General features: G+C 33.6%; 24 protein-coding genes. 9 read left to right on the plus strand and 15 right to left on the minus strand.

What is annotated here, in order from left to right; all coding sequences use genetic code 11:
- The first annotated feature begins 108 nt into the window (after positions 1-108).
- The 4 genes from MKX66_RS14625 (at position 109) to MKX66_RS14640 (ending at position 3,565) form a co-directional block, all read left to right on the plus strand.
- Positions 109-1,098 (plus strand): zinc-dependent alcohol dehydrogenase family protein, encoded by a 990-nt coding sequence (locus MKX66_RS14625; RefSeq protein ID WP_341086496.1) that lies wholly within the window; start codon positions 109-111, stop codon positions 1,096-1,098.
- Between the two features lie 164 nt (positions 1,099-1,262).
- On the plus strand, positions 1,263-1,943 hold the full coding sequence (locus MKX66_RS14630) for a FadR/GntR family transcriptional regulator (protein ID WP_215590859.1): 681 nt from the start codon (positions 1,263-1,265) through the stop codon (positions 1,941-1,943).
- Positions 1,944-2,013: 70 nt separating this feature from the next.
- A complete protein-coding gene (locus MKX66_RS14635) occupies positions 2,014-3,204 on the plus strand; it encodes an MFS transporter (protein WP_215590858.1) in 1,191 nt (396 codons plus the stop codon).
- Positions 3,205-3,259: 55 nt separating this feature from the next.
- Positions 3,260-3,565: a hypothetical protein gene (locus MKX66_RS14640; RefSeq protein ID WP_341086497.1), complete on the plus strand. Its 306-nt coding sequence runs from the start codon at positions 3,260-3,262 to the stop codon at positions 3,563-3,565.
- Between the two features lie 759 nt (positions 3,566-4,324).
- Here the strand turns inward: MKX66_RS14640 and MKX66_RS14645 are convergent.
- From MKX66_RS14645 to MKX66_RS14660, 4 genes are all read right to left on the minus strand, one after another.
- Positions 4,325-4,636: a YbjQ family protein gene (locus MKX66_RS14645; protein WP_000637510.1), complete on the minus strand. Its 312-nt coding sequence runs from the start codon at positions 4,634-4,636 to the stop codon at positions 4,325-4,327.
- A gap of 138 nt (positions 4,637-4,774) precedes the next feature.
- Complete coding sequence (locus MKX66_RS14650; RefSeq protein WP_215590856.1) at positions 4,775-4,978, minus strand: DUF4028 family protein; 204 nt, start codon at positions 4,976-4,978, stop codon at positions 4,775-4,777.
- Between the two features lie 167 nt (positions 4,979-5,145).
- Positions 5,146-5,676, minus strand: coding sequence for a general stress protein (locus MKX66_RS14655; RefSeq protein WP_215590855.1), 531 nt, complete (start codon positions 5,674-5,676; stop codon positions 5,146-5,148).
- Between the two features lie 36 nt (positions 5,677-5,712).
- Positions 5,713-5,853, minus strand: a complete 141-nt coding sequence (locus MKX66_RS14660; protein WP_001004564.1) for a hypothetical protein — start codon at positions 5,851-5,853, stop codon at positions 5,713-5,715.
- 222 nt (positions 5,854-6,075) lie between these two features.
- Here MKX66_RS14660 and MKX66_RS14665 point away from each other — a divergent pair, with 222 nt between their 5' ends.
- The 3 genes from MKX66_RS14665 (at position 6,076) to MKX66_RS14675 (ending at position 10,098) form a co-directional block, all read left to right on the plus strand.
- Complete coding sequence (locus MKX66_RS14665; RefSeq protein ID WP_002011075.1) at positions 6,076-6,327, plus strand: hypothetical protein; 252 nt, start codon at positions 6,076-6,078, stop codon at positions 6,325-6,327.
- A 206-nt stretch (positions 6,328-6,533) separates the two neighbouring features.
- Positions 6,534-9,224, plus strand: coding sequence for a response regulator (locus tag MKX66_RS14670; protein ID WP_341086499.1), 2,691 nt, complete (start codon positions 6,534-6,536; stop codon positions 9,222-9,224).
- A gap of 16 nt (positions 9,225-9,240) precedes the next feature.
- Entirely contained in the window at positions 9,241-10,098 is an 858-nt protein-coding gene (locus MKX66_RS14675) for a CheR family methyltransferase (RefSeq protein ID WP_341086500.1), read from the plus strand.
- A gap of 39 nt (positions 10,099-10,137) precedes the next feature.
- Here the strand turns inward: MKX66_RS14675 and MKX66_RS14680 are convergent, their stop codons facing one another.
- The 5 genes from MKX66_RS14680 to rsbV form a co-directional block, all read right to left on the minus strand.
- Positions 10,138-11,280 carry a fused response regulator/phosphatase gene (locus MKX66_RS14680; RefSeq protein ID WP_137076248.1) on the minus strand — a complete coding sequence of 381 codons (1,143 nt, stop codon included), beginning with the start codon at positions 11,278-11,280 and terminating at the stop codon, positions 10,138-10,140.
- Between the two features lie 325 nt (positions 11,281-11,605).
- Positions 11,606-12,046: a ferritin-like domain-containing protein gene (locus tag MKX66_RS14685; RefSeq protein ID WP_000017756.1), complete on the minus strand. Its 441-nt coding sequence runs from the start codon at positions 12,044-12,046 to the stop codon at positions 11,606-11,608.
- Between the two features lie 70 nt (positions 12,047-12,116).
- On the minus strand, positions 12,117-12,893 hold the full coding sequence (gene sigB / locus MKX66_RS14690; RefSeq protein ID WP_215590853.1) for an RNA polymerase sigma factor SigB: 777 nt from the start codon (positions 12,891-12,893) through the stop codon (positions 12,117-12,119).
- Complete coding sequence (rsbW, locus tag MKX66_RS14695) at positions 12,856-13,338, minus strand: anti-sigma B factor RsbW (protein ID WP_341086504.1); 483 nt, start codon at positions 13,336-13,338, stop codon at positions 12,856-12,858. Before rsbW ends, sigB begins: the two co-directional genes overlap by 38 nt.
- Positions 13,339-13,344: 6 nt before the next feature.
- A complete protein-coding gene (rsbV, locus tag MKX66_RS14700; RefSeq protein WP_002011067.1) occupies positions 13,345-13,683 on the minus strand; it encodes an anti sigma b factor antagonist RsbV in 339 nt (112 codons plus the stop codon).
- A 197-nt stretch (positions 13,684-13,880) separates the two neighbouring features.
- On the opposite strand from rsbV, the gene MKX66_RS14705 reads away from it, so the two are divergent.
- Positions 13,881-14,081, plus strand: coding sequence for a methyltransferase (locus MKX66_RS14705; protein WP_002140674.1), 201 nt, complete (start codon positions 13,881-13,883; stop codon positions 14,079-14,081).
- 163 nt (positions 14,082-14,244) lie between these two features.
- On the opposite strand, the gene MKX66_RS14710 is transcribed toward MKX66_RS14705, so the two are convergent.
- The 3 genes from MKX66_RS14710 to MKX66_RS14720 form a co-directional block, all read right to left on the minus strand.
- Positions 14,245-14,496 (minus strand): GlsB/YeaQ/YmgE family stress response membrane protein, encoded by a 252-nt coding sequence (locus MKX66_RS14710; protein WP_000522906.1) that lies wholly within the window; start codon positions 14,494-14,496, stop codon positions 14,245-14,247.
- 75 nt (positions 14,497-14,571) lie between these two features.
- Positions 14,572-14,772, minus strand: a complete 201-nt coding sequence (locus MKX66_RS14715; RefSeq protein WP_000004264.1) for a CsbD family protein — start codon at positions 14,770-14,772, stop codon at positions 14,572-14,574.
- A 50-nt stretch (positions 14,773-14,822) separates the two neighbouring features.
- Complete coding sequence (locus tag MKX66_RS14720) at positions 14,823-15,212, minus strand: general stress protein (protein WP_000448809.1); 390 nt, start codon at positions 15,210-15,212, stop codon at positions 14,823-14,825.
- 273 nt (positions 15,213-15,485) lie between these two features.
- Here MKX66_RS14720 and MKX66_RS14725 point away from each other — a divergent pair, with 273 nt between their 5' ends.
- Positions 15,486-15,956: a hypothetical protein gene (locus MKX66_RS14725; RefSeq protein WP_215590852.1), complete on the plus strand. Its 471-nt coding sequence runs from the start codon at positions 15,486-15,488 to the stop codon at positions 15,954-15,956.
- A 338-nt stretch (positions 15,957-16,294) separates the two neighbouring features.
- Here MKX66_RS14725 and MKX66_RS14730 read toward each other — a convergent pair whose 3' ends face one another.
- The 3 genes from MKX66_RS14730 to MKX66_RS14740 form a co-directional block, all read right to left on the minus strand.
- Entirely contained in the window at positions 16,295-17,614 is a 1,320-nt protein-coding gene (locus tag MKX66_RS14730) for a peptidase G2 autoproteolytic cleavage domain-containing protein (RefSeq protein ID WP_341086506.1), read from the minus strand.
- 800 nt (positions 17,615-18,414) lie between these two features.
- Positions 18,415-20,244 (minus strand): FtsX-like permease family protein, encoded by a 1,830-nt coding sequence (locus tag MKX66_RS14735; RefSeq protein WP_215590850.1) that lies wholly within the window; start codon positions 20,242-20,244, stop codon positions 18,415-18,417.
- A 16-nt stretch (positions 20,245-20,260) separates the two neighbouring features.
- Positions 20,261-21,022 carry an ABC transporter ATP-binding protein gene (locus MKX66_RS14740; RefSeq protein ID WP_097890028.1) on the minus strand — a complete coding sequence of 254 codons (762 nt, stop codon included), beginning with the start codon at positions 21,020-21,022 and terminating at the stop codon, positions 20,261-20,263.
- Between the last annotated feature and the right edge of the window lie 7 nt (positions 21,023-21,029).

Consider the following 21,029-nt stretch of genomic DNA (forward strand, 5'->3'; position numbering starts at 1 on the left):
AAGTATAAACGACGACTTTCTGTTCCCTTTTATTTAGTGCTAATGAAATAATCATTTAAACCAAAAATGCTATAATTAACCCAATCAAACTAAGGGGGAACAACTATCTTGCACGGAAAACACATTCAATTTCATGAGTTTGGTAACCCAAAAGATGTATTACAAATTGAATATAAAAATATAGAACCATTAATAGATAATGAAGTTTTCGTTCGTATGTTAGTTAGGCCGATTAATCCATCTGACTTAATTCCAGTAACCGGAGCATATGCACATAGAATCCCTTTACCTAACATCCCTGGTTATGAAGGTGTTGGCATTGTAGAAGATGTAGGCGCGGGCGTTACTAGAGACCTTATCGGTAAACGTGTTTTACCGTTACGCGGGGAAGGTACTTGGCAAGAATATGTGAAGACATCAGCTGATTTTGTAGTCCCTATTCCTGATTCCATTGATGATTTTACAGCGGCACAAATGTATATTAATCCCCTTACGGCATGGGTTACATGTACAGAAACGTTAAACTTAAAACAGAATGATATTTTATTAGTAAATGCTTGTGGATCCGCTATTGGTCATCTTTTTGCTCAGTTATCACAAATTTTAAACTTCCGATTAATTGCAGTTACGAGAAATAGTAAACATACAGAAGAATTACTTCGACTCGGTGCTGAATATGTAATAGATACTTCCACTGCCCCGCTTTATGAAACAGTTATGGAATTAACAAACGGGATCGGTGCAGATGCAGCGATTGATTCTATCGGAGGACCGGATGGAAATGAATTAGCTTTCTCCTTACGTCCAAACGGGCGCTTTTTAACGATCGGCCTTCTATCAGGAATACAAGTTAACTGGGCAGAGATTGTCACGAAAGCAAAAGTGCACGCGAACATATTTCATTTACGACATTGGAATAAAGAAGTATCACCATATAAATGGCAAGAAACGTTTCGTCACTTAATTCGCTTAGTGGAAAACAAGCAATTACGTTTTATGACGGTACATTCTACATATGACTTAGCGGATGTGAAAACAGCGGTTGATGTCGTGCAATCTGCTGAGAAAACGAAAGGGAAAGTGTTTTTGACGAGTTAGTAAATGCTATTGAAAGATCTATTTTGATTGATTTTTTCAAAATAGATTTTTTTATGTCTTATAAACCCTATTTTAGTATCCCGGCTTCAACTACCTAAAAAATAACATTGTCAACAGAACTTAAATTGGTTATCATAAAAGCGAACATAACAGGAGATGAGCAGATGAATATAAACGAAAAGAAATCTTTTTCAAAAGTTTCTCGGCGGAAATTAGTCGATGAAGTGTTGGAACGTCTACAAGAAAAAATCTTTTCTGGCGAGTATGAAGTTGGTGATCGCCTCCCTACAGAGCCGCAATTAATGGAAGAGTTAGGTGTAGGGCGTTCGACGCTGCGAGAAAGCATAAAGATATTAGTACATGCCGGCATCTTAGAAGTTCGACAAGGACAAGGTACTCGTATTGTCTCACTAAATACAGCGCAAGATTCATTTGAAAAACGATTGCAAGCAGCTAATATTAATCATGTGTATGAAGCAAGAAATATGTTAGATAAAGAAGTAGCTATGTTAGCGGCACAGCGCCGAAGTGAAGAGGATCTTTTATACTTAAAAGGACATTTGAATAAACGAAAAAATGCCCTTCAAGAAGGAAATTATGTAGCATACATAGATGCAGACATTCAGTTTCATCTAGCAATTGCAAAGGCGAGCAAAAACGAAGTTCTACTTGATTTGTATCAATCTTTCGTACCTGCCCTTCGCCACATTTTAAGCCAATTAATATTAAATACAGTGAACTATGAAGATAACTCTGAAATTCATGAAAAATTATTCCAAGCTATTTTAAAACAAAATGCCGAAGAGGCACGAACATACGCCGTTCAAAATTTGGAGCTGAAATAAGCTCCTTATATATTACACTTAAACATCAGATGATATACTCAATAACGTCTGATGTTTATGAGAGGAGAAAATGAAATTGAAACATCAAGGACGAACTTATTTGTATATACTAGCACTATTTTTTGTTTCCATTAATTTACGTATCGGAATTACATCTATTTCACCTTTATTAGAAACAATCCGACAAGACTTAAATATAAGCAATTTTTCCGTTAGTTTTTTAACAGCTATTCCTGTTTTTTGTATGGGGACATTCGCCTTACTGACTGGGAAGGTAATTAGGAAATACGGGGCAGAAAAATCAATTATGGCTTGTCTTATTTTAATTGGCTTTGCTACATGTATGAGGGCTTTTACCTCTTCCATTTCCACATTATTCGCGAGCTCTTTATTTATCGGCATTGGAATTGCACTTGCAGGTCCGTTACTATCAGGTTTTATTAAAGAAAAATTCCCTACGAAAATCGGCTTAATGATTGGAATATATTCAGTAGGCATGGGAACTGGCGCTTCTTTAAGTGCAGGGTTAACGATTCCTTTACAACATGTATTAAAAGACGATTGGAATATGGCACTCGCTTTTTGGGGTGTACTTACTATTATCGCTATTATGTTTTGGTATCCGGTTATGAAACGAAAAAAGAATACGAGTACACAAAATAAAAAGAATAATAGTTTACCTTTAAGAAATAAAAAAGCATGGTTGTTCACAATCTTTTTCGGACTACAATCAGGAATCTTTTATTCCATTACGACTTGGCTTGCGCCGGCAAATCAAAGTATGGGTGTGAGTAGCGAACAAGCGGGTACTCTTATAACTGTTTTTACAGTGATTCAAATGATATGCAGCTTTTTAATTCCAACATTAGCGGATATTTATAAAAACCGCGCACTTTGGTTATTAGGGAGTATATGCTTCGTACTCGCAGGTTTATCGCTTATGATTTATCCACTAACTACACCATGGATCCCTTCTATTTTACTAGGTATCGGGCTCGGCGGCGTATTTCCACTCGCTCTTATGCTACCGCTATATGAAACAAAAACTTCAGAAGATGCGAGTGCATGGACTGCTATGATGCAGTCCGGAGGATACATTATGGGCGGATTCATTCCTGTCCTAGCGGGAATCGCTCGTGACTATTTTAATAGTTATACGCAAGTTTTTATTATAATGGCACTTTTAAGCTTAATTTTATTCCTATTAACTTTAGTCATGAAGAAAAGGAAAAGAAATGCAGAAGATCTTGTCTCCGCTTAAATTCAAAATGTTAATATATGGTATAATTTAATTAAAAACGAAAGGAGCTTCTAACATGTGGTTCATTTCGGCAATCGCGCCTGTTGTAATAGTTGGTGGAATTGTAGTATTTGTAATTAAAAGATTGGAACATAAATATAAGAACGGAAAATTAGGTAAGAAAAAACCTCAAAAAGCTCAACTGTTATTAGATAGTTTAATACCTATGGGAATGCTTGTTGGCTGTATGATCGGTTTGATTTCCGGTATGTTTTTTCCGGATTTCTCACTGCTTTCCATTAGTTTAGGATCTGGAATAGGCTATTTATTTGGTTTTTTTGCCTATGAAACTTATTGCAAGACAGGAAACAACTTTTCCTAATCCAAAAAGAATAAGCGGGACAGTACATAGTCGTCATATAAAATATGTACTGTCCTTTATTTTTGCATCAACGTTATCACCTTACCTTCCACATCCTATACACCTTTTTTATTGATTTTCCTCTCCTCCCTCTTTTGTATATCTACTTTTTTATTTTCATTGGATCTATACCCATAGTAAAGTAGAGCACATGTAATAACTGAACCTACAATATATCCTAAAAAACATCCTAACCAAAACATAATGTGACTGCCTCCAATGCTTTATAAATTTTATGTAATACAACGCCTTACATGCTCAATCGTTTATTTCTATAAACTATACACTCTCTAAAGTTATTCATACCATTATTTCTCCCCTTACCTCAAATAACAATTTTATTATTTATCATAAAGTTAACACTCTCGTTAAACATATATAAAGATTGTTGTATTTCTTACTTTTCTCCTTGAAAACAATATATACTACATTTGAAATAAGCGGGTACGTCTGCTTATTATCTAAATTCCCGTGCAATACCCCCTCACGAAATGCTAGGAGCAATCCTAGCATTTTTTACAATAACGTTTTGCTCATTTTAAACATATATACAATATAACTTTTCAACTTATCATTTTAGCGAGTTAGTACATCCGCCCTCATCTTATTTTTTCCACTTATAAAAATCCGTCCACTCTTCTTCATTTTAACTTTAATCACGAAACAAAAAAATCCCCTCAAAGCATAAGCTTCAAGGGGTGAGCCTGTATTTTCACTTACTTATATACGTACAGCTGTACCACTTACAGCAACCATTAACATTCCATCACGAACAACTTCATAATCTACGTCAATACCAACGATAGCGTTCGCACCTTTTTGTTTTGCAAGTTCTTTCATTTCATCCATTGCAATATCACGAGCTTCTTTTAGCTTGCTTTCATAAGAACCAGCACGGCCACCGACAACATCACGAACTGACGCAAATAAATCACGAACAATATTTGCACCCATAATAGCTTCACCATTTACAATATCAATATACTCAATAATTTCTTTACCTTGAATTCCAGACGTTGTTGTTACAATCATGACTGACACTCTCCTAATAACTTATAGTTTTTTGATTAGCTTTCTTATGTCTTTATTATGACATGGAAAAAGTATCTAATCTATTGAATTACCTTACATGAATGTGACAATTTTGTAAGAATGAAACGCCTATTATTTTTAATAAAGCGCTTTAACATTCGGATATATAAACGATTCTCTATTTTCTTTCCAATCCTTTTCTACTTCTTTAAAAGTTGGTCGCCCTAACTCTTCCTTGTTTTCCTGTTTACGAAACCATTTCTTCACATACTTCTCCCCATTTTTATTTTGAACCGTACAAAGAAAACTATTACTACTATCCTTTAATATTTTTACAATCACGAAAAGACACCTCTTCCCTTTTTAATATCATAATAGAACTTGATCTTTTACTATAAGCCCTTCCTCTCTTATAGTCATACGACTCCTCGGCCGCGCCAAAGTTGTAAGATCAAAAAAACGATATTCACTATGTTTACATTTTGCATAATTGATATGTGAAGTAAATATTATTTAAAGAAATCAGAGTTATAGGCATTATGCTTATCAAATATTTTATAGATTTCTAACTTATCATCTAATTTTGCATCTACTAAAATTAATATATTTCCATCGTAAATGTATTCTTCATATTTTTTAGCATGTTCTTCGGGAATTCCTAATCCGATAAATGCTCCTATTAAACTTCCAGCTCCTCCGCCAATACCGGCTCCTCCAATAGCTGCTGCGATAGGTCCCGCTGCTACGATTGGACCCATTCCAGAAACGGCAAGTATACCAAGACCTGTTAATAAACCACCGAGTCCGCCTGCTACTCCTCCTGCCACAAGCCCTGTCGCTGAAAAGATATCCGCTTTATGTGCCGTTTCACTATTCACTTTTTCACCCGATTTTTCTTCCAGATGTTCAATTTCCTTTTGATCCTTCGCAATAGCTGAAATGTTACCCGCCGAGTATCCTTTATCTTTTAATTCATTAATAACGAATGCCGCATCATCAATTGTTCTAAAAATACCTACTATTTTTCTATCTGCATTCATAACTATTAACCTCCTAAAGTTTTATATAATGTATCTTTATCTTTCTTCATTTCTGTATACACTAATCTTCTTATTAACATAACCATTTACGAAAAAAGCGAATAATAAAAGGATTACAAGCGAACTACTTAACAAGTAAATTAAATCAAATGTAATATCAATCATCATTTCATTCATGTATACCAGACTCCTTTTTATTTAAAGTAAAAGTATATTTTTATAGACTAGAAATCTTATAATTCATCTTCAGTCAATCTCTTTGTAGTATATGTATACCCTTCGTAACCCTTTCTAAACCTAAAAAACTATAATTATATTTTTTCTTATTTATATGTTTAACATTTTTTAAAACGGGTATGTTTATATTGTTATGCTTACTATATGGAAAGGAATATTTCGATGAATGCAATCCAATCTACTACTATTCTTTATAATGAAACACCTACAATAACGCAGATTCATCATTTTTATGCTTTAATGACAACATTTCAAACTAATCTATTTATAAGTAAACACGGAACACTTACTTCTATTAAAAGCTTAAGCACATTAATATCCTTTTTCCTTACTGTAAAAAAGAGAGAGCTTGTATTATTTATCTTTGAAGGAATAGATGCAAAAAAAGCTTTAAGCACACTCTTTCCTTCTTAAAAGTTTTATTATCCCCCAATTCCCTCGATTGTTACTTTTCATATATGTTTTTATATTTCAAAATGATTTCCTCTATTCAAAACGAGACCCCCTAATACAATAGGGGGATTTCTAGTTTGGCCTTATGAAAACTGATATAATATATATTACGTTTTTCATTCTTTACAATAGAAAACTTTTAATAATCTTGAAGGTAGGAATTTTTAATGAAATCGAAAGCAAAATTTAGTATTCGCTACAAAATTATGGCTGGTTATTTAATTATGATTTTGTTCTTACTTATTTCTTTCATTATGTTAAACAATGAGATTTCCAATTTACAAAAATCTCGTAATTTTATTATTGATCACGATTTTAAAGTTCTTAATTTAACGAATCAAGTGGAGAAAGAATTGCTAACAATTGAAAATAAAGCGAAAGGATTTATTACTTCTAATAATGCAAATTACGTGCAATCCCTGAACACTGCGGAAAAGGATTACGAAAAACATTATCAAGATCTTTTTGCTCTATTAGAGGATAACCCCTCTCAGCAAGAAAAATTAAAACAGATTAATGAAAACATCAATAGTTGGATTAATAAAGAGATTCACCCATTAATTACAAATCACAATAGTAATAACATACAAGCAATCGACACGACTCAAATTCAGTCATTACAATCGCAGATAACTAACTTCCGTGGTGTAGAGGAGCAACTAACGAAAAAAAGAGCTGCACAATTAGATACTGAAAATAATAAATTAGAAATTTGGTTATACAGTTTATTGTTCTTACTTTCTTGTATTTCTATTATCATTTCACTCTATATTTCGAATTCCATTACAAAAACGATTAAAAACGTAATTCAAGCTATTAAATCCATTTCTTCTAAAGAAAAAATTACTGAAAGAATTCATGTAAACACGCGGGATGAAATAAAAGATCTTGCTCATACAACGAACCACCTACTAGACGAAATATCTAAAAGAGAGTGGTTACAAACCGAGCTTGCAGAATTAATTTTAATGTATCAAGGTGTACCTTCTATTGAGATGTTAGGTAAAAAAATTCTTAGTGGAGTTATACAAAAAACGCAAACCTCTTGCGGTGCATTCTATGTACGTGAAGAAATTGAAGAAACTGTCTACTATGTGAAGAAAGCTTCTTTCGCCGATCAAGGTGCTGATATTGGAAAACAATCCATTAAAATGGGTGAAGGTTTAATTGGGCAATGTGCTTTAGAAAAACAAAGCTTTATTCTTCGAGAAATACCAGAAGAATTTCGTTATGTCACTAGTGGCTTATTAGAAATACGCCCTCAAAACCTACTAGTCATCCCTATCTTATTTGAAGATGAAGTGATTGCAGTAATGGAGTTAGTAAGTGTAACTGAGATTTCAGACTTACATCAAGATTTAATTCAACAAACTGTTGATAACCTAGGTCTAACAATCCATAGTATTATGGGACGTATGCGAATTCAAACGCTTTTACATGAATCACAAGCAATGACGGAGGAGTTACAAGTTCAATCAGAAGAATTGCAAACGCAAGCTGAAGAACTACAAATGCAAGCCGAAGAATTACGAACAACGAATGAACAACTAGAGTCTAGAACTGAAGAGGCTGAACAAAAGACAACTGATTTAGAAATTACTAAATCAGAATTAGAAGAAAAAGCAAGCGAAATATTACGTAGTTCAAAATACAAATCAGAATTCCTAGCAAATATGTCCCATGAATTACGAACACCGTTAAATAGTATTTTACTATTATCTGAAATGTTAAGAGAAAATCATGATAATCATTTATCCGATGATGAAATTGAATTAGCAACCGTCATTCATTCATCAGGGAAAGATTTACTTACTTTAATTAATGACATACTAGATTTATCTAAAGTAGAAGCTGGGAAACTAGATGTTATTTTTGAAGCAACGAACATAAGTGACATGGCAGCAAATATGCATCAAAACTTTTTACATATAGCTGCACAAAAAAATGTCGAATTTACTATTGAAGACAGTGATATTATTCCTGATTTATTTTATACAGATGCAAAGCGGATTGAGCAAATTATTAAAAATTTATTATCCAATGCATTTAAATTCACGGAAAAAGGATCCGTCTCTTTACATTTCGATCCGATAGAAACAACCAATTTGAGTAATGAAATGCAGTCTATAAGTAATGATTGGATTACAATTTCAGTAAAAGATACTGGTATTGGTATCGCTACAGAACAGCATCAACTTATTTTCGAAGCTTTTCAACAGGCAGATGGAGCAACGATTCGGAAATATGGTGGTACAGGCTTAGGATTATCTATTTGTAAAGAGTTTGCTAGATTATTAGGTGGTTGGATTACGTTAGAGAGTAATGTAGGAGAAGGCAGTACTTTCACAGTATATATCCCTAACCTTCCAAATGGGTTAACTGATATACAGTTATCCAATTTAGAAGTCGCAGCAACGATAGAAGATGTTATTCCCGCTGAAGTTATTGAGGAAACTATCGTGACGCCAGAAACAAATAACGTCTTCCAAGAGAAAACTATTTTAATTGTCGATGATGATCATCGAAATATATTTGCATTACAAAACGCATTAGAAAAACAACATGCCAACATTATTACTGCACAAAACGGCATAGAGTGTTTAGAAATACTAAAAAGCAATACAAATATTGACCTTATTTTAATGGATATTATGATGCCGAATATGGACGGTTATGAAACGATGGAACATATCCGAATGAATTTAGGGTTACATGAAATACCTATTATCGCATTAACTGCTAAAGCAATGCCAAATGATAAAGAAAAATGTTTATCTGCTGGCGCTTCAGATTATATAAGTAAACCATTAAATTTACATCAACTCTATTCGGTAATGAGTGTATGGTTAATAAAATAAGTGAGGTTTAGTTTAAGTGGAAAATAAGTATTATAATTTTGATCCATCCGTAGATATGGATAAGCGTACGAACTTAGAAATTGAATTACTATTGGAAGCGGTATTTAAACTGTCAGGATTTGATTTTCGCCAATATGCTCGCACATCTATTTATAGAAGAATTTGTAATCGAATGCAGCTCTCTAATATCCCAACCATTTCAAAATTAATTGAAAAAGTAATTCATGAGGAAGGGTTTTTAGAACAGTTATTAAATGATTTCTCCATTAATGTAACTGAAATGTTCCGTAACCCTACTTTTTTTAAAGCGTTAAGAGAGCATGTTATTCCTGAATTAAGAAAGTATCCTGAAATTAGAATTTGGCATGCTGGATGCGCAACTGGTGAAGAAGTGTTATCAATGTCCATCTTACTTCACGAAGAAGGATTAAGTGAAAAAGCTGTTATTTACGCAACAGATATGAATACAAATGTGTTAGAAAAAGCAAAACAAGGCATCCTTCCGTTAAATAAAATGCAAACTTATACGAAAAACTATTTACAAGCTGGCGGTACACAAGCATTTTCTAACTATTATTCAACAGATAGTCGTTTTGCTTATTTTAATCCATCCCTGTTACAAAACATTATTTTTGCGCAACATAATTTAGTAACTGATCAGTCTTTTAACGAATTTCATATTATACTTGGCCGTAACGTTTTAATTTACTTTACGAGTAAACTTCAAAACCAAGTACAGCAACTATTTTATGAAAGTTTAGGCCACAATGGATTCCTATGTTTAGGAAATAAAGAAACTCTTCGTTTTTCTGATATAATGCCGCATTATATCCAATTTAATCCTAACGAACAAATCTATCAAAAAATACAATAAAAAGCGTATGAAATCCTATGTTTGGATTTCATACGCTTTTTATTTCGCATTCGTTTGTATCATAATTAGACACATATCATCTGATTGTATTTTCTTCTGTTCTTCCTTATAAAATCCTTCTATCTCTCCTTCTAAATCTCCCCATTTTCTTCCTGTAAAAGTACGCAACTTCTCTTCAGACTCAAATTCATCATTTGCAATTGATTCAAGAACACCATCTGTAAATAATACAATTTGAGCGTTCTTCTCAAAAGGTATGACTGTCTTCTCGACTTTTATTTCATCAAAAAATCCTACCGCACAACTCCCGCGATTTAGTTCCACTACATTCTCTTCATCAACTAAAACGTATCCAGAAGGATGTCCTGCATTTACATATTCAATTGTTCTCTTTTCTGTATCAACTACTAAGTATATCGCTGTAAAATAATATGGAATATTGTCATTCTCATTATGTAAAAGAGTCATATATTTATTTAAGTCTTTAATGACAAGTTCCGGATCGATTAAACATTTAATCGATTCACGTAATACAGACGAAATAAACATACAAACTAATGAAGCAGATACACCATGTCCCATCACATCTAATAATATAATACCGTAGCGGTTTTCATCGATTTTATACCAATAATACATATCTCCAGCTAGTTTGAATGAAGGTAAGTAACTTGCTTCAATTTTTATATGATCTTCTCTTAATGGGCTACTTAATAAGTTTCTTTGTACTTGTGTAGCTAAATCTAATTCATTACGAAGATTTTCCTCTTGTTCTTTATGCCAATTCAATTCCGATTTCAAGCGTAATGCCACACGCATACGAGCTAACAATTCAACTTTATTTATAGGTTTCGTAATATAATCCATTGCGCCTATATCAAGCGCTTCAGCTAGTTTATTCGCATCTTCTAAAGCTGTTACAAAAATAATAGGAATATCTTTAAACTTCTCCTCGTTTTGTAATCGCCTACAAACTTCAAGTCCATCAATCTCAGGCATCATGATATCTAATAGTATTAAATCAATTTCATTATGCCTGGAAGAATCTTTTCCAAAATGGGTGTATTCGAAAAGCTCTTGTGCAGAATTAAGCGATACAAGATCCTGATATCCGGCTTGTTTTAAAATTTTTTCAATTACAAAGATGTTAACCGGATTATCATCGACAATTAAAATGGACACAAGTTATTTCCCCTTTTCTTATTTAAAATGTAAATCTATTATCATTCTCTATTTTTCTAGTATTGCATACTCAGTTATAAAATAAAAATTTCCTACTCATACGTATTTATACAGCAAAAGAACAAACCCTCTAGAAATGAGAGTTTGTTCTTTCACTCTATAAAGTGAAACTTTAATCAGTGGGGGTTTTCTTCATCCCCCACTGATTATTAGTTGAACCAATCGGACTTTTATGGGCAGTTGATCCCCCACCTAAATTCTTTGCTTTCGCTGCATTTTGAGGTGGGGGTCTTACTGCCCATTAAAGTGGGGTAAATTTCCACTTTTAATTTAACACCATTGCTTTGTCATTTAAAAGGCGATCTAATTCTTCCATATGATTTGTTTCATCTGCGATCATATCTTCTAACTTTACAACTAACTCTGTCATATTTAATTTCGCTGCCTGTTCTTTTCTCGTTTCATAACGCTTAATTGTTTCATATTCTGATTGTCTAGCGTATTCTAACATTTCTCTAACATCTTCTACTTGTTTCACTGGTAAAGGGATCGTAGTAGGTGTACCACCTAGCGTCTTAATTTTCTCCGCTAAATATAGGGCATGTCCTTGTTCATCACTAATTTCAGATTCAAAGAAAGGTTTTAACACTTGTCTATATATACCAGAAACCGTAGCTGCATTATGGTTATACATAATAATTGCCGAGTATTCTCCTGCTAAATCTTCATTCAATCCTTCGATTAGTTCTTTCACATCGTGTGACATTTTAATATCTCCTCCTATACTTAATAACTACCCCTTTTCTCATGTTTTAAACATAATTATTTTAAATTTTTTATGTATCTAAAAACGCCGCTTGCTTCAATTTACTTATCGCTTGTCTTTTAATACGAGAAACGTGCATTTGTGAAATACCTAACCGTTCTCCTGTATCCTTTTGATTTAAATTTTCTCCAAATATATAATGAATAACACTCTTTTCCGTATCATTTAATACGTTAAAAATATCATCTAAAACGAGACGTCTTTCTGTCTGTTCATATCCTTGCTCTACTTCACCTACAGATTCAATTCTCGCTACCGAACTTCCATCAGATGAATTTTCAACTACATCATCTAAGGAAGATACTTGATAATTATTTTTAGCATCCATAATTTCTAGAACTTCCTCTTCGGATAGTCCTAAATGATTCGCAATCTCTATAATCTTCGGTGAACGTTGTAGGTGATCTGTTAGCTCCTCTATCGCAAGTTTAATTTTCCCGCCTAAATCTTTAATTCGCCTTGGAACATGAACGCCCCAAGTTTTATCACGTAAATACTTCTTTATTTCCCCTACTATCGTAGGTATTGCAAACGGCTCAAAAGCATTCCCTATCGAATAATCATATCTTCTTATTGCGCCTAAGAGCCCTAACATCCCTACTTGTACAATATCTTCATGCATCGGCCCACCTTTTGAATAACGATATGCAATGGAATATACGAGATTTTTATAGTGATTAACCAACCTTTCCTGCGCTTCATCACATTGGTTTTGTTGGAATTCTGCAATTAGTTTAATAACGTCTTCTTTAGTAAGATTTGTAGGTTGAGATTGAATTTCCATCATTCTCCACCTGCTCTCTTTGTATATATTTTGTCATTAAAACTGTCATGCCCTCATCATGCATAATTTGTATATCATCCATTAACGTATTTATTAAATATAAACCTAAACCATTTTCCGGCAAATGTTCTACTGGTTTATTAATATCATACGGACCAACTTTACTTTTTAAGGTGCTAAAATCAAAGCTAACCCCATTATCCGCAACCATAATTTCTAATCGATTTTCATATAGACCAAAGACAATTGTAATTTCTCCAACGTCTTCTTTATATGCATGTTGTACAATATTTGTACATGCTTCACTAATAGCAATTTTCATATCTTCTATATCGTCATAAGCAAAGCCCATTCGATTCGCAACACCAGCCATTGTTAAACGAATAATAGCCACATATTCTGCTTTTGCAGGAATTTTCATTTCTATCTTTTCAAATTTCTCCATCATCCCTAGTCACCTTCTTTCTACTTTTTCAAAATCTGAATTCAAATTTAATATTTCTGTTAGTCCTGTAATATCGAATAATCTTTTTAACCTTTTAGATACACCAATAAACTCTAGTTTCCCATCATTTTTCTTAATTGCTTTTAATAGCGCTATAAAAACGCCTAAACCTGTACTATCCATATAATCTACCTTATTAAAATCTACTACTATATAAACCTCTTTCTCACTTGCAATAGGCATTACCTTATTTTTTAAATCTGATGCCGTATACGCATCAATCTCACCATTAAGTTGTACTGTATAACCTAAATCATTTTGCAAAATATTTATTGCCAAATTCATCATTTCCGCCCCCTTATCTCAAACTACTACTATTTAATTACCCATAAAAATTAGTTTTAAACATATTTTTTCATTTTAATTATAAATAAATTTTCTACACCTTTCTCAGCTTAACACTAAAAAAAATACTACCAAATGTTTAAACCTTATAAATTTGTGTATGTATAATGTATAAACATTATTTTTAGGGGGATCTATCTATGGAAGAGCACAGCTTTAAAAAGGGAGATTTTGTTCAATTTTCTTATCGACACGATCATGCTACAAAATTAATTGGTTCCATTATTAACATACTAACGAATACAATTGTAGTTGATATAGGTAATAGCGAGGACTTATCTCATATAGAACCGAGGCAGGTCGTAAGAATAAATAATTGTAAAAAAGTAACGATAGCTTAATATGTAATCTCAATCAGTGGGGCCATCCTCACTGATTCCTATGTAAAATACATTAAAAAAGCATCCAAATCATTTTAATTGGATGCTTTTTTATGTATATTTATTAGTTTTTTAACTTTATAGCTATATATAATAAACTTAAGATTACTATTCATTATCATACTTACGCTTTCCGTAGCATTCTAGAAAAGAATGTAACGATTAAAATAAAGACGATTGCACCTAATAAAGCTGGAAGAATAAAGATGCCTCCCCATTCAGGGCCCCAGTGACCAAATAACGCACTACCTACCCAAGATCCGATTAATCCGGCAATAACATTACCAACTATACCTAAAGGAAAATCTTTTCCCGTAATCATTCCAGCTAACATACCAATAAGTCCACCTACAATACACGTAATAATAAGTCCCACAATTAGACCTCCTATATTATTTTTATAATGGATTTATCAAGCTTTGGCGTTTAACCAAAGCTTGATAAACATGTATTACTCTTTGTTATCCAATCCATCACTTATCTTTTGTTTCACTTTTCCGACTTTTTCTTTTACAGTTCCCTTCGTCTTCTCCCACTTCCCTTCATTTTTCAACTCTCTATCTTCTGTAACTTCACCAATTCCTTCTTTTACTTGCCCCTTTTTCTTTTCAACTTTACCAGTAATTTGTTCTTTTAGCCCGCTCTCACTCATATTTCCAATCTCCTTTTCGTAATAGATTTGTAGATTTAAAGAGTATGAATTTAAATAGAATACGTGCATCTTCTTTCTTGTAACCATTCACCGACTCTTTCTAAATCCTTAACGAATAATAAGATTTTCCCTTCATCCAGTTTTTCTTCATAAAAGTTAGCTTCTTCCTCATTAAGTCCTAACTCTTGCATCTTATTTCTTAACTGATCTCCCGTTTTTTGAAAGACATTAATAATACTTGTCCCAAGTCCCTCTTCTTTTATTCCAATTGTATTCACGTCTGCATTGTCTGCGATTCTATCTGTCCTTTCTTTCTCATGTGTTAATACGTAAATATCTTTTTGGTCGATTCCTTTCTTCACTAGATCATTCGCCGCATTCATGACCTCTTTCTCCGTAATAAATTCATATACAAAAGGTTTACTATACTTCGTTTCCATCTTTAACTTCCTCCTCTAAAATGAATTATTTGTTATATTATATGTAATACACCCATTTTCGAAATGTTAAACATAAAATATGAAAAAAATTATGTGAATTTTGATTTTGATAGAGAATGAACCGCATATTTTTCATATATACGCTTCATATTATTCATACGAACATCATTAAAACTAGTAAACATGTCTCCCTACGACTTACAAAATGATCTCCTTACAATAACTACCTAAAATAACAGAAAATTGTTATAATTAAACGTAAGGAGGGATACTATGAAAAAAATCATATCTATATGCGCTCTAACCGCTCTATCTTTCACTTTAATAGGTTGTACAAGCACTTCTACTACAAATAATACTCCAACAACTAAGCAAGAAAATACGAAAAATACCATTCAATTAAACTCTGCAGACATTACCAACATTGAGATGCTTAGAACAACAAGTAATACTAGTTCCAAATCTCAAACAGATAACGAGGAAATGATAAAATCTATCGTTTCAGCAGTTCAAAAAGGCACTCCTAAAACAATCAAACTAGATCAAAAAAAGAAACAATCTGCGCATTCTACTATAACCGTTACATATAAAGATGACTCAAAAGAAGAGTTTCTTGTGTGGGTTGATAATAAGGAACAAATTACGATTGTTAAAGATGAGAAGAAAGATAAAGTAGAAGGTGTGACATTGAACATTGAAGACGCTAAAATGATGAAGGATTTCTTTAAAAATGACAAAAGGTAAAAGAATCCCCATCAACTTAAGGATTCAAAATTAGCACAAAATTTTGTTCAGAAACACTATAAAATTCCAGCCTAATAGGTCAGTGGCGAGACCGTATATTATTAAACTTGAAATGTTTCAAATCGAAGGAAGACACCTTATAAGGTGTCTTTTCTTCATGAAAGAATCCCCGTGCTAAACAAAAAATAAAATAAGCTGTCCATATGGACAGCGCATTTACATAATTATCATTATTGGAAGTGAAAAGCCTCAATTCAAATCCAGTTATCATTGTTCTAATGTCACTAATGTTGATTGGGTTACATTAGAACTCAATATGTTATATGGTCGTTTGTCTTTTAGCGAACTAAAATCATAATTTGATTTGGTCCTGTGCGCTTCATTACTCGATATCCTTCACTTGACGCAGTTGCGATACCTTCACTATTAGGTTTACAATATTTCTTTGGCTGACATGTTCCATCATCTCGAACCAGAAGTTTTCCAACAAGACCAACAGGTACCCATTCAGGTCTTTGCAAACGTGGGATATACTCTTGTGAGGAGTCCCATTCAGGATTTAATATAGGTTCGAGTTTTGTAAAGGAGGGGTGAATCACTTTTCCATCGTCATCTTTTTTTTCTGGTACAATAACTTCATGATATTGAGTTCTTCCCCATTCATCTTTTACGAAGAGATTATGCCAACGTAAATCACTTGAATCTGCAATCATTGCTGGAGTTGCACTCACTACCCCTAGAATATAATCATCATTTGCATTCGCTTTTCGTATTTTGTCACCATCTCCATCTAAAGTTACAAAGTATCCAACATCAATCGAGTTTCCATCAACGGTTTCAAACATTTCTGCATAATCCGCAGCAGCAGGAGATAATACAACACCGTTAAGGTAAAGATTTCCTGTTGCTCCTTCAATTACAGCGGAATTTAATGATGGTCCAATACCAACACCATTTGCTAAATGCCAAGAAAAAGGGAATCGTGTAGTTCCATCGTGTCCCATAATATGAGAACCTGGATGAATTATATTTACAATGGTATTTAGACCTTCAGCGTGGGAAAAAAGTCCATTTGCTGTTGTGCTAAATCCTTCGGCATGGGAGGTAGTTGCACTTGCTATTGTGCCACTTCCTTCGGCATGGGAGGCACTTCCGCTTGCTGTTGTGCCACTTCCTTCGGCATGGGAGGCACTTCCGCTTGCTGTTGTGCCAACTCCTTCGGCATGGGAGAAATCTCCACTTGCTATTGTGCCACTTCCTTCGGCATGGGAGAAATCTCCACTTGCTGTTGTGCCACTTCCTTCGGCATGGGAGGCAAATCCATTTGCAACAGTACTATTTCCTTCTGCCACAGAACATCCGTTATCGGAGTCAGTTCTAATACAGCTTGTTGCTGTTGGTCCTGTTGGCCCCGTTTCTCCTGTTGATCCTGTTAATCCTGTTTCTCCTGTTGGTCCCGTTGCTCCTATTGGTCCTGTTAATCCTGTTGGCCCCGTTTCTCCTGTTGGTCCCGTTTCTCCTGTTGATCCTGTTGGTCCTGTTGGAAATGTAAAAGAAGGAATTGGTGGTAATGTAGGACCAATTAAATTTGGATCTAATGCAGCACCACTCAAAAAATCATCCGGCATTAGATCTTTCCATTTTTTTTCATTTAACATATTTCACCCCTAAAAAACTTTTATCATAATTAGTAAATGTATTAGGGGAAAAAATGACATCAATAAAAATACGTTAAATCATTTTTATGAAGAATGATATATATAAACAATTTTTCTTTAATAAACTAATTTCATATTTTATATCGCTTTTTATACAATATAAAAAATATTTCTATTTTGGGATTTGTATACTTTATTCATATGAAGTTAACATAACGTCCCACTATCGGTAGCAAAGAAAAAGGATATCCCCTACTCTCACAAGGAAACTCCTTTTTCTTTTTCTATGACTCTATTGATTATATATATTCCTATCCTGGCATGGTTATAAGTTTTTCATTTGTTACTGGATTAGCCGCAAAGCTGTATAAAACCTTGCATGCTCTTAGCGTGGGTTTTTTCCAAAATGCTGGCGGTACCCCATCGCCAGCAAGTTAAGGGTGCTAAGAGGATATATGAATTATCATAACAACTAAATTAAATATTGTGGATTTTTACATTTTTATATAAGAAATTTTTATTTCTGTCATTTCTCAAAATCCTGAATCTTATTATACTATGGCAAAACATCGCTATAGAGAGAATAGTTAAAAACTCTTGATTTGTAGATACCTAAATCATTGCTACACAGCTCTCATCTATAAAACAAAAAAGTGAGATGGAATTTTTTTTGGTGCACTTCAAAATATTAGATTGATGGGCATGTGGTGGTACCCCATTTATTATTTCCAAATCCATTTAGAATGTTCAATAAATGGGGGCAGATTATGTTGATATTCCGTATAAATAATATCATTACATTAATTTTCTTTCGGAAGTACAATTCCTTTGTACAATTGAACTGTAATCAAATAGTAAATCGAGTAAATCACTACGAAAATAATAATTGGTAGCCAAATACGAAAGTACGGATCAGCCAAAAGAACGCTGAACATGTTCATACCAATTAATACGTGAACAATACCCACAATTGCTGGGACTAAAAATATAAAGAATAACTCCTTATAAATCGATTTTATTAATAACTCCCGGCGAACACCGATTTTACGAAGCATTTGATAACGTGTACTATCTTTGGATGCACCGGATAGAATTTTAAACATTAAGCAGCTTGCCATCATTGCTAAAAATGCAACCCCAACGAAAAAACCCATAAACATTAGTCCGCTGGAAAAATCATGACTCACAATATACGCTTGATACTTACTATCCAATTCTTCCGCCTTCACATTTTTATATTTTGATATCTGTAATTCATCAAGTTTTTTCCATTCTTTTATGTATGATCCAAAATCATCTGTTTTCCCCATAAACACAGTACTTTCTTTACCCTTCAACCCATCGTATATGTTTTGATCTACAATTTTCATTTCATAATCAGGATATAAATAATTTGGCTGGATCGTTCTGAAAGCCTGGATCCATTGTTTTGTGTCGGTCTCTCCTTTAACCCATTTTATTGAAAATGCACCAATGGGTAATCTCTCTGAAACTTTTTCTATTTTCATACCTTGCAAGAAAGGGCGATTTTTTTCTAAATCTTCTTTAAGATAATAAACATACCTATCATCAACTTTGTAATGATATTCAAGTTTTTCTTGAAATAAGATACCACCCAAAATTTTCTTTTCTTCCGCTGTTGGATTATGAATGACTGAATCGTAAATTCGCATTTGATCTGTCATTTTTAGGATGTTGTTTTTAAATGCCATACCACAAGCAATTCCACCAGCACCAAGAGCCACTAAGATTGCTACTGTTGCAAGCACATTTGTTAGACCATTAATGCGGAAATTTAATTGTGCAAAAGTAAAAGCATTGAGGCCCTTTTCACTACGTTTTTTATTACTCTTTAACTTGTTTATCATAACTGGGAGAAGTGATCCAAATATAAGGTAAGTACCAACGGTTGCTGTGATTAATCCAAGGGCCATTAATCCCAAAACAATTAGCGAATTTGCATGAGAAATATAAATCAGTGATGCATAACCAATACCTAATAAAAGAATACCAAGGAATGCAACTACAACTGTCATTTTTCCTTTTACGGCGACACGTTCTGTTTGTGCATCTGCATGTACAAGTTGTAATACAGAAATACGCGATAATTTAATACTATTCATAATTGCTGATAATACAAATAGTGCAAAGAAGAAGGCACAAGTAATAGTCATAGATGGCAGATAAAATGCTTTATAACCTTCACCAGCAAACTCGAGTTGTTTCATTAATAACTGACCGATACCTTCTGCAAGTCCTACACCAATTGTAATTCCAATCAAAAGAGATGTGGCACCTAATATGATTGTTTCGATAAACATAAGTAAGGTAACTTTATGCTTTTTTGCTCCTAACATCATATACATACCAAATTCTTTTTGGCGAAGAGCTGATAAGAAAGAGTTTGCATATAAAATATAGAAAAATGTGATAACCGCTAACAAAAAGGAACCAATTTTAAATACAGACACAATATCCCTAATAGAAGAGTTAGATTCAAGGAACGTTTTATTGGATGCTAGCGTTTGAAACATATAAAAAGTTGAAATAGAGACAATAAGGCCAACAAGTAAGACAATGTAATCTTGGAACTTACTTTTTAGGCCTGACATGGAAAGCTTAAATAGCATGATTGAACTTCCTTCCTTACGCTTTTTGTGTGCCAATGTTTGCAAGCACGTCTAAAATTTCTTTATAGAACTCTTCACGTGTACCACCGCGATAAATTTCTTTATATAGCTCACCATCTTGAATGAATAAAATACGCTGACAGTAACTTGCACTGTACGGATCATGCGTAACCATCATGATAGATACACCTTGTTCTTTATTTAAGTTTGTCATCGCATCCAGTAAACTTGTTGCATTTTTAGAATCAAGCGCTCCTGTTGGCTCATCCCCTAAAATAATTGCTGGCTCATGCACTAACGCACGAGCTGCTGCTGAACGCTGCTTTTGTCCACCAGATACTTCAGATGGATACTTTTGAAGGATTGCTGAGATCCCTAACATATCAGCTACCTTTTCTACTTTCTGTCCAATATTTCGTGATGGGACACCTTGAAGTGAAAGTGGAAGTGCAATATTTTCGTAAATAGATAAATTCTCTAATAAGTTAAAGTCTTGGAAAATGAATCCTAATTTTTGCGAACGGAAATCAGAAAGCTCACCTTGCTTCATTTTCGTAATATCCGTTCCTGCAATTTCAACAACGCCGCCTGTCGCTTTATCTAACGTTGAAATTACATTTAATAATGTTGTTTTACCAGAACCAGATGGCCCCATAATACCGACAAACTCCCCCTCTTGAATTGAGAATGATACACCTTTTAACGCATGCGATTGATTCTCACCTTTTTTACCGTACAATTTTTGAATGTTTTTTACATCTACAACTGGTTTTATCATATATATC

The organism is Bacillus sp. FSL R9-9530, from assembly GCF_038008145.1.
GTDB lineage: Bacteria > Bacillota > Bacilli > Bacillales > Bacillaceae_G > Bacillus_A > Bacillus_A mycoides.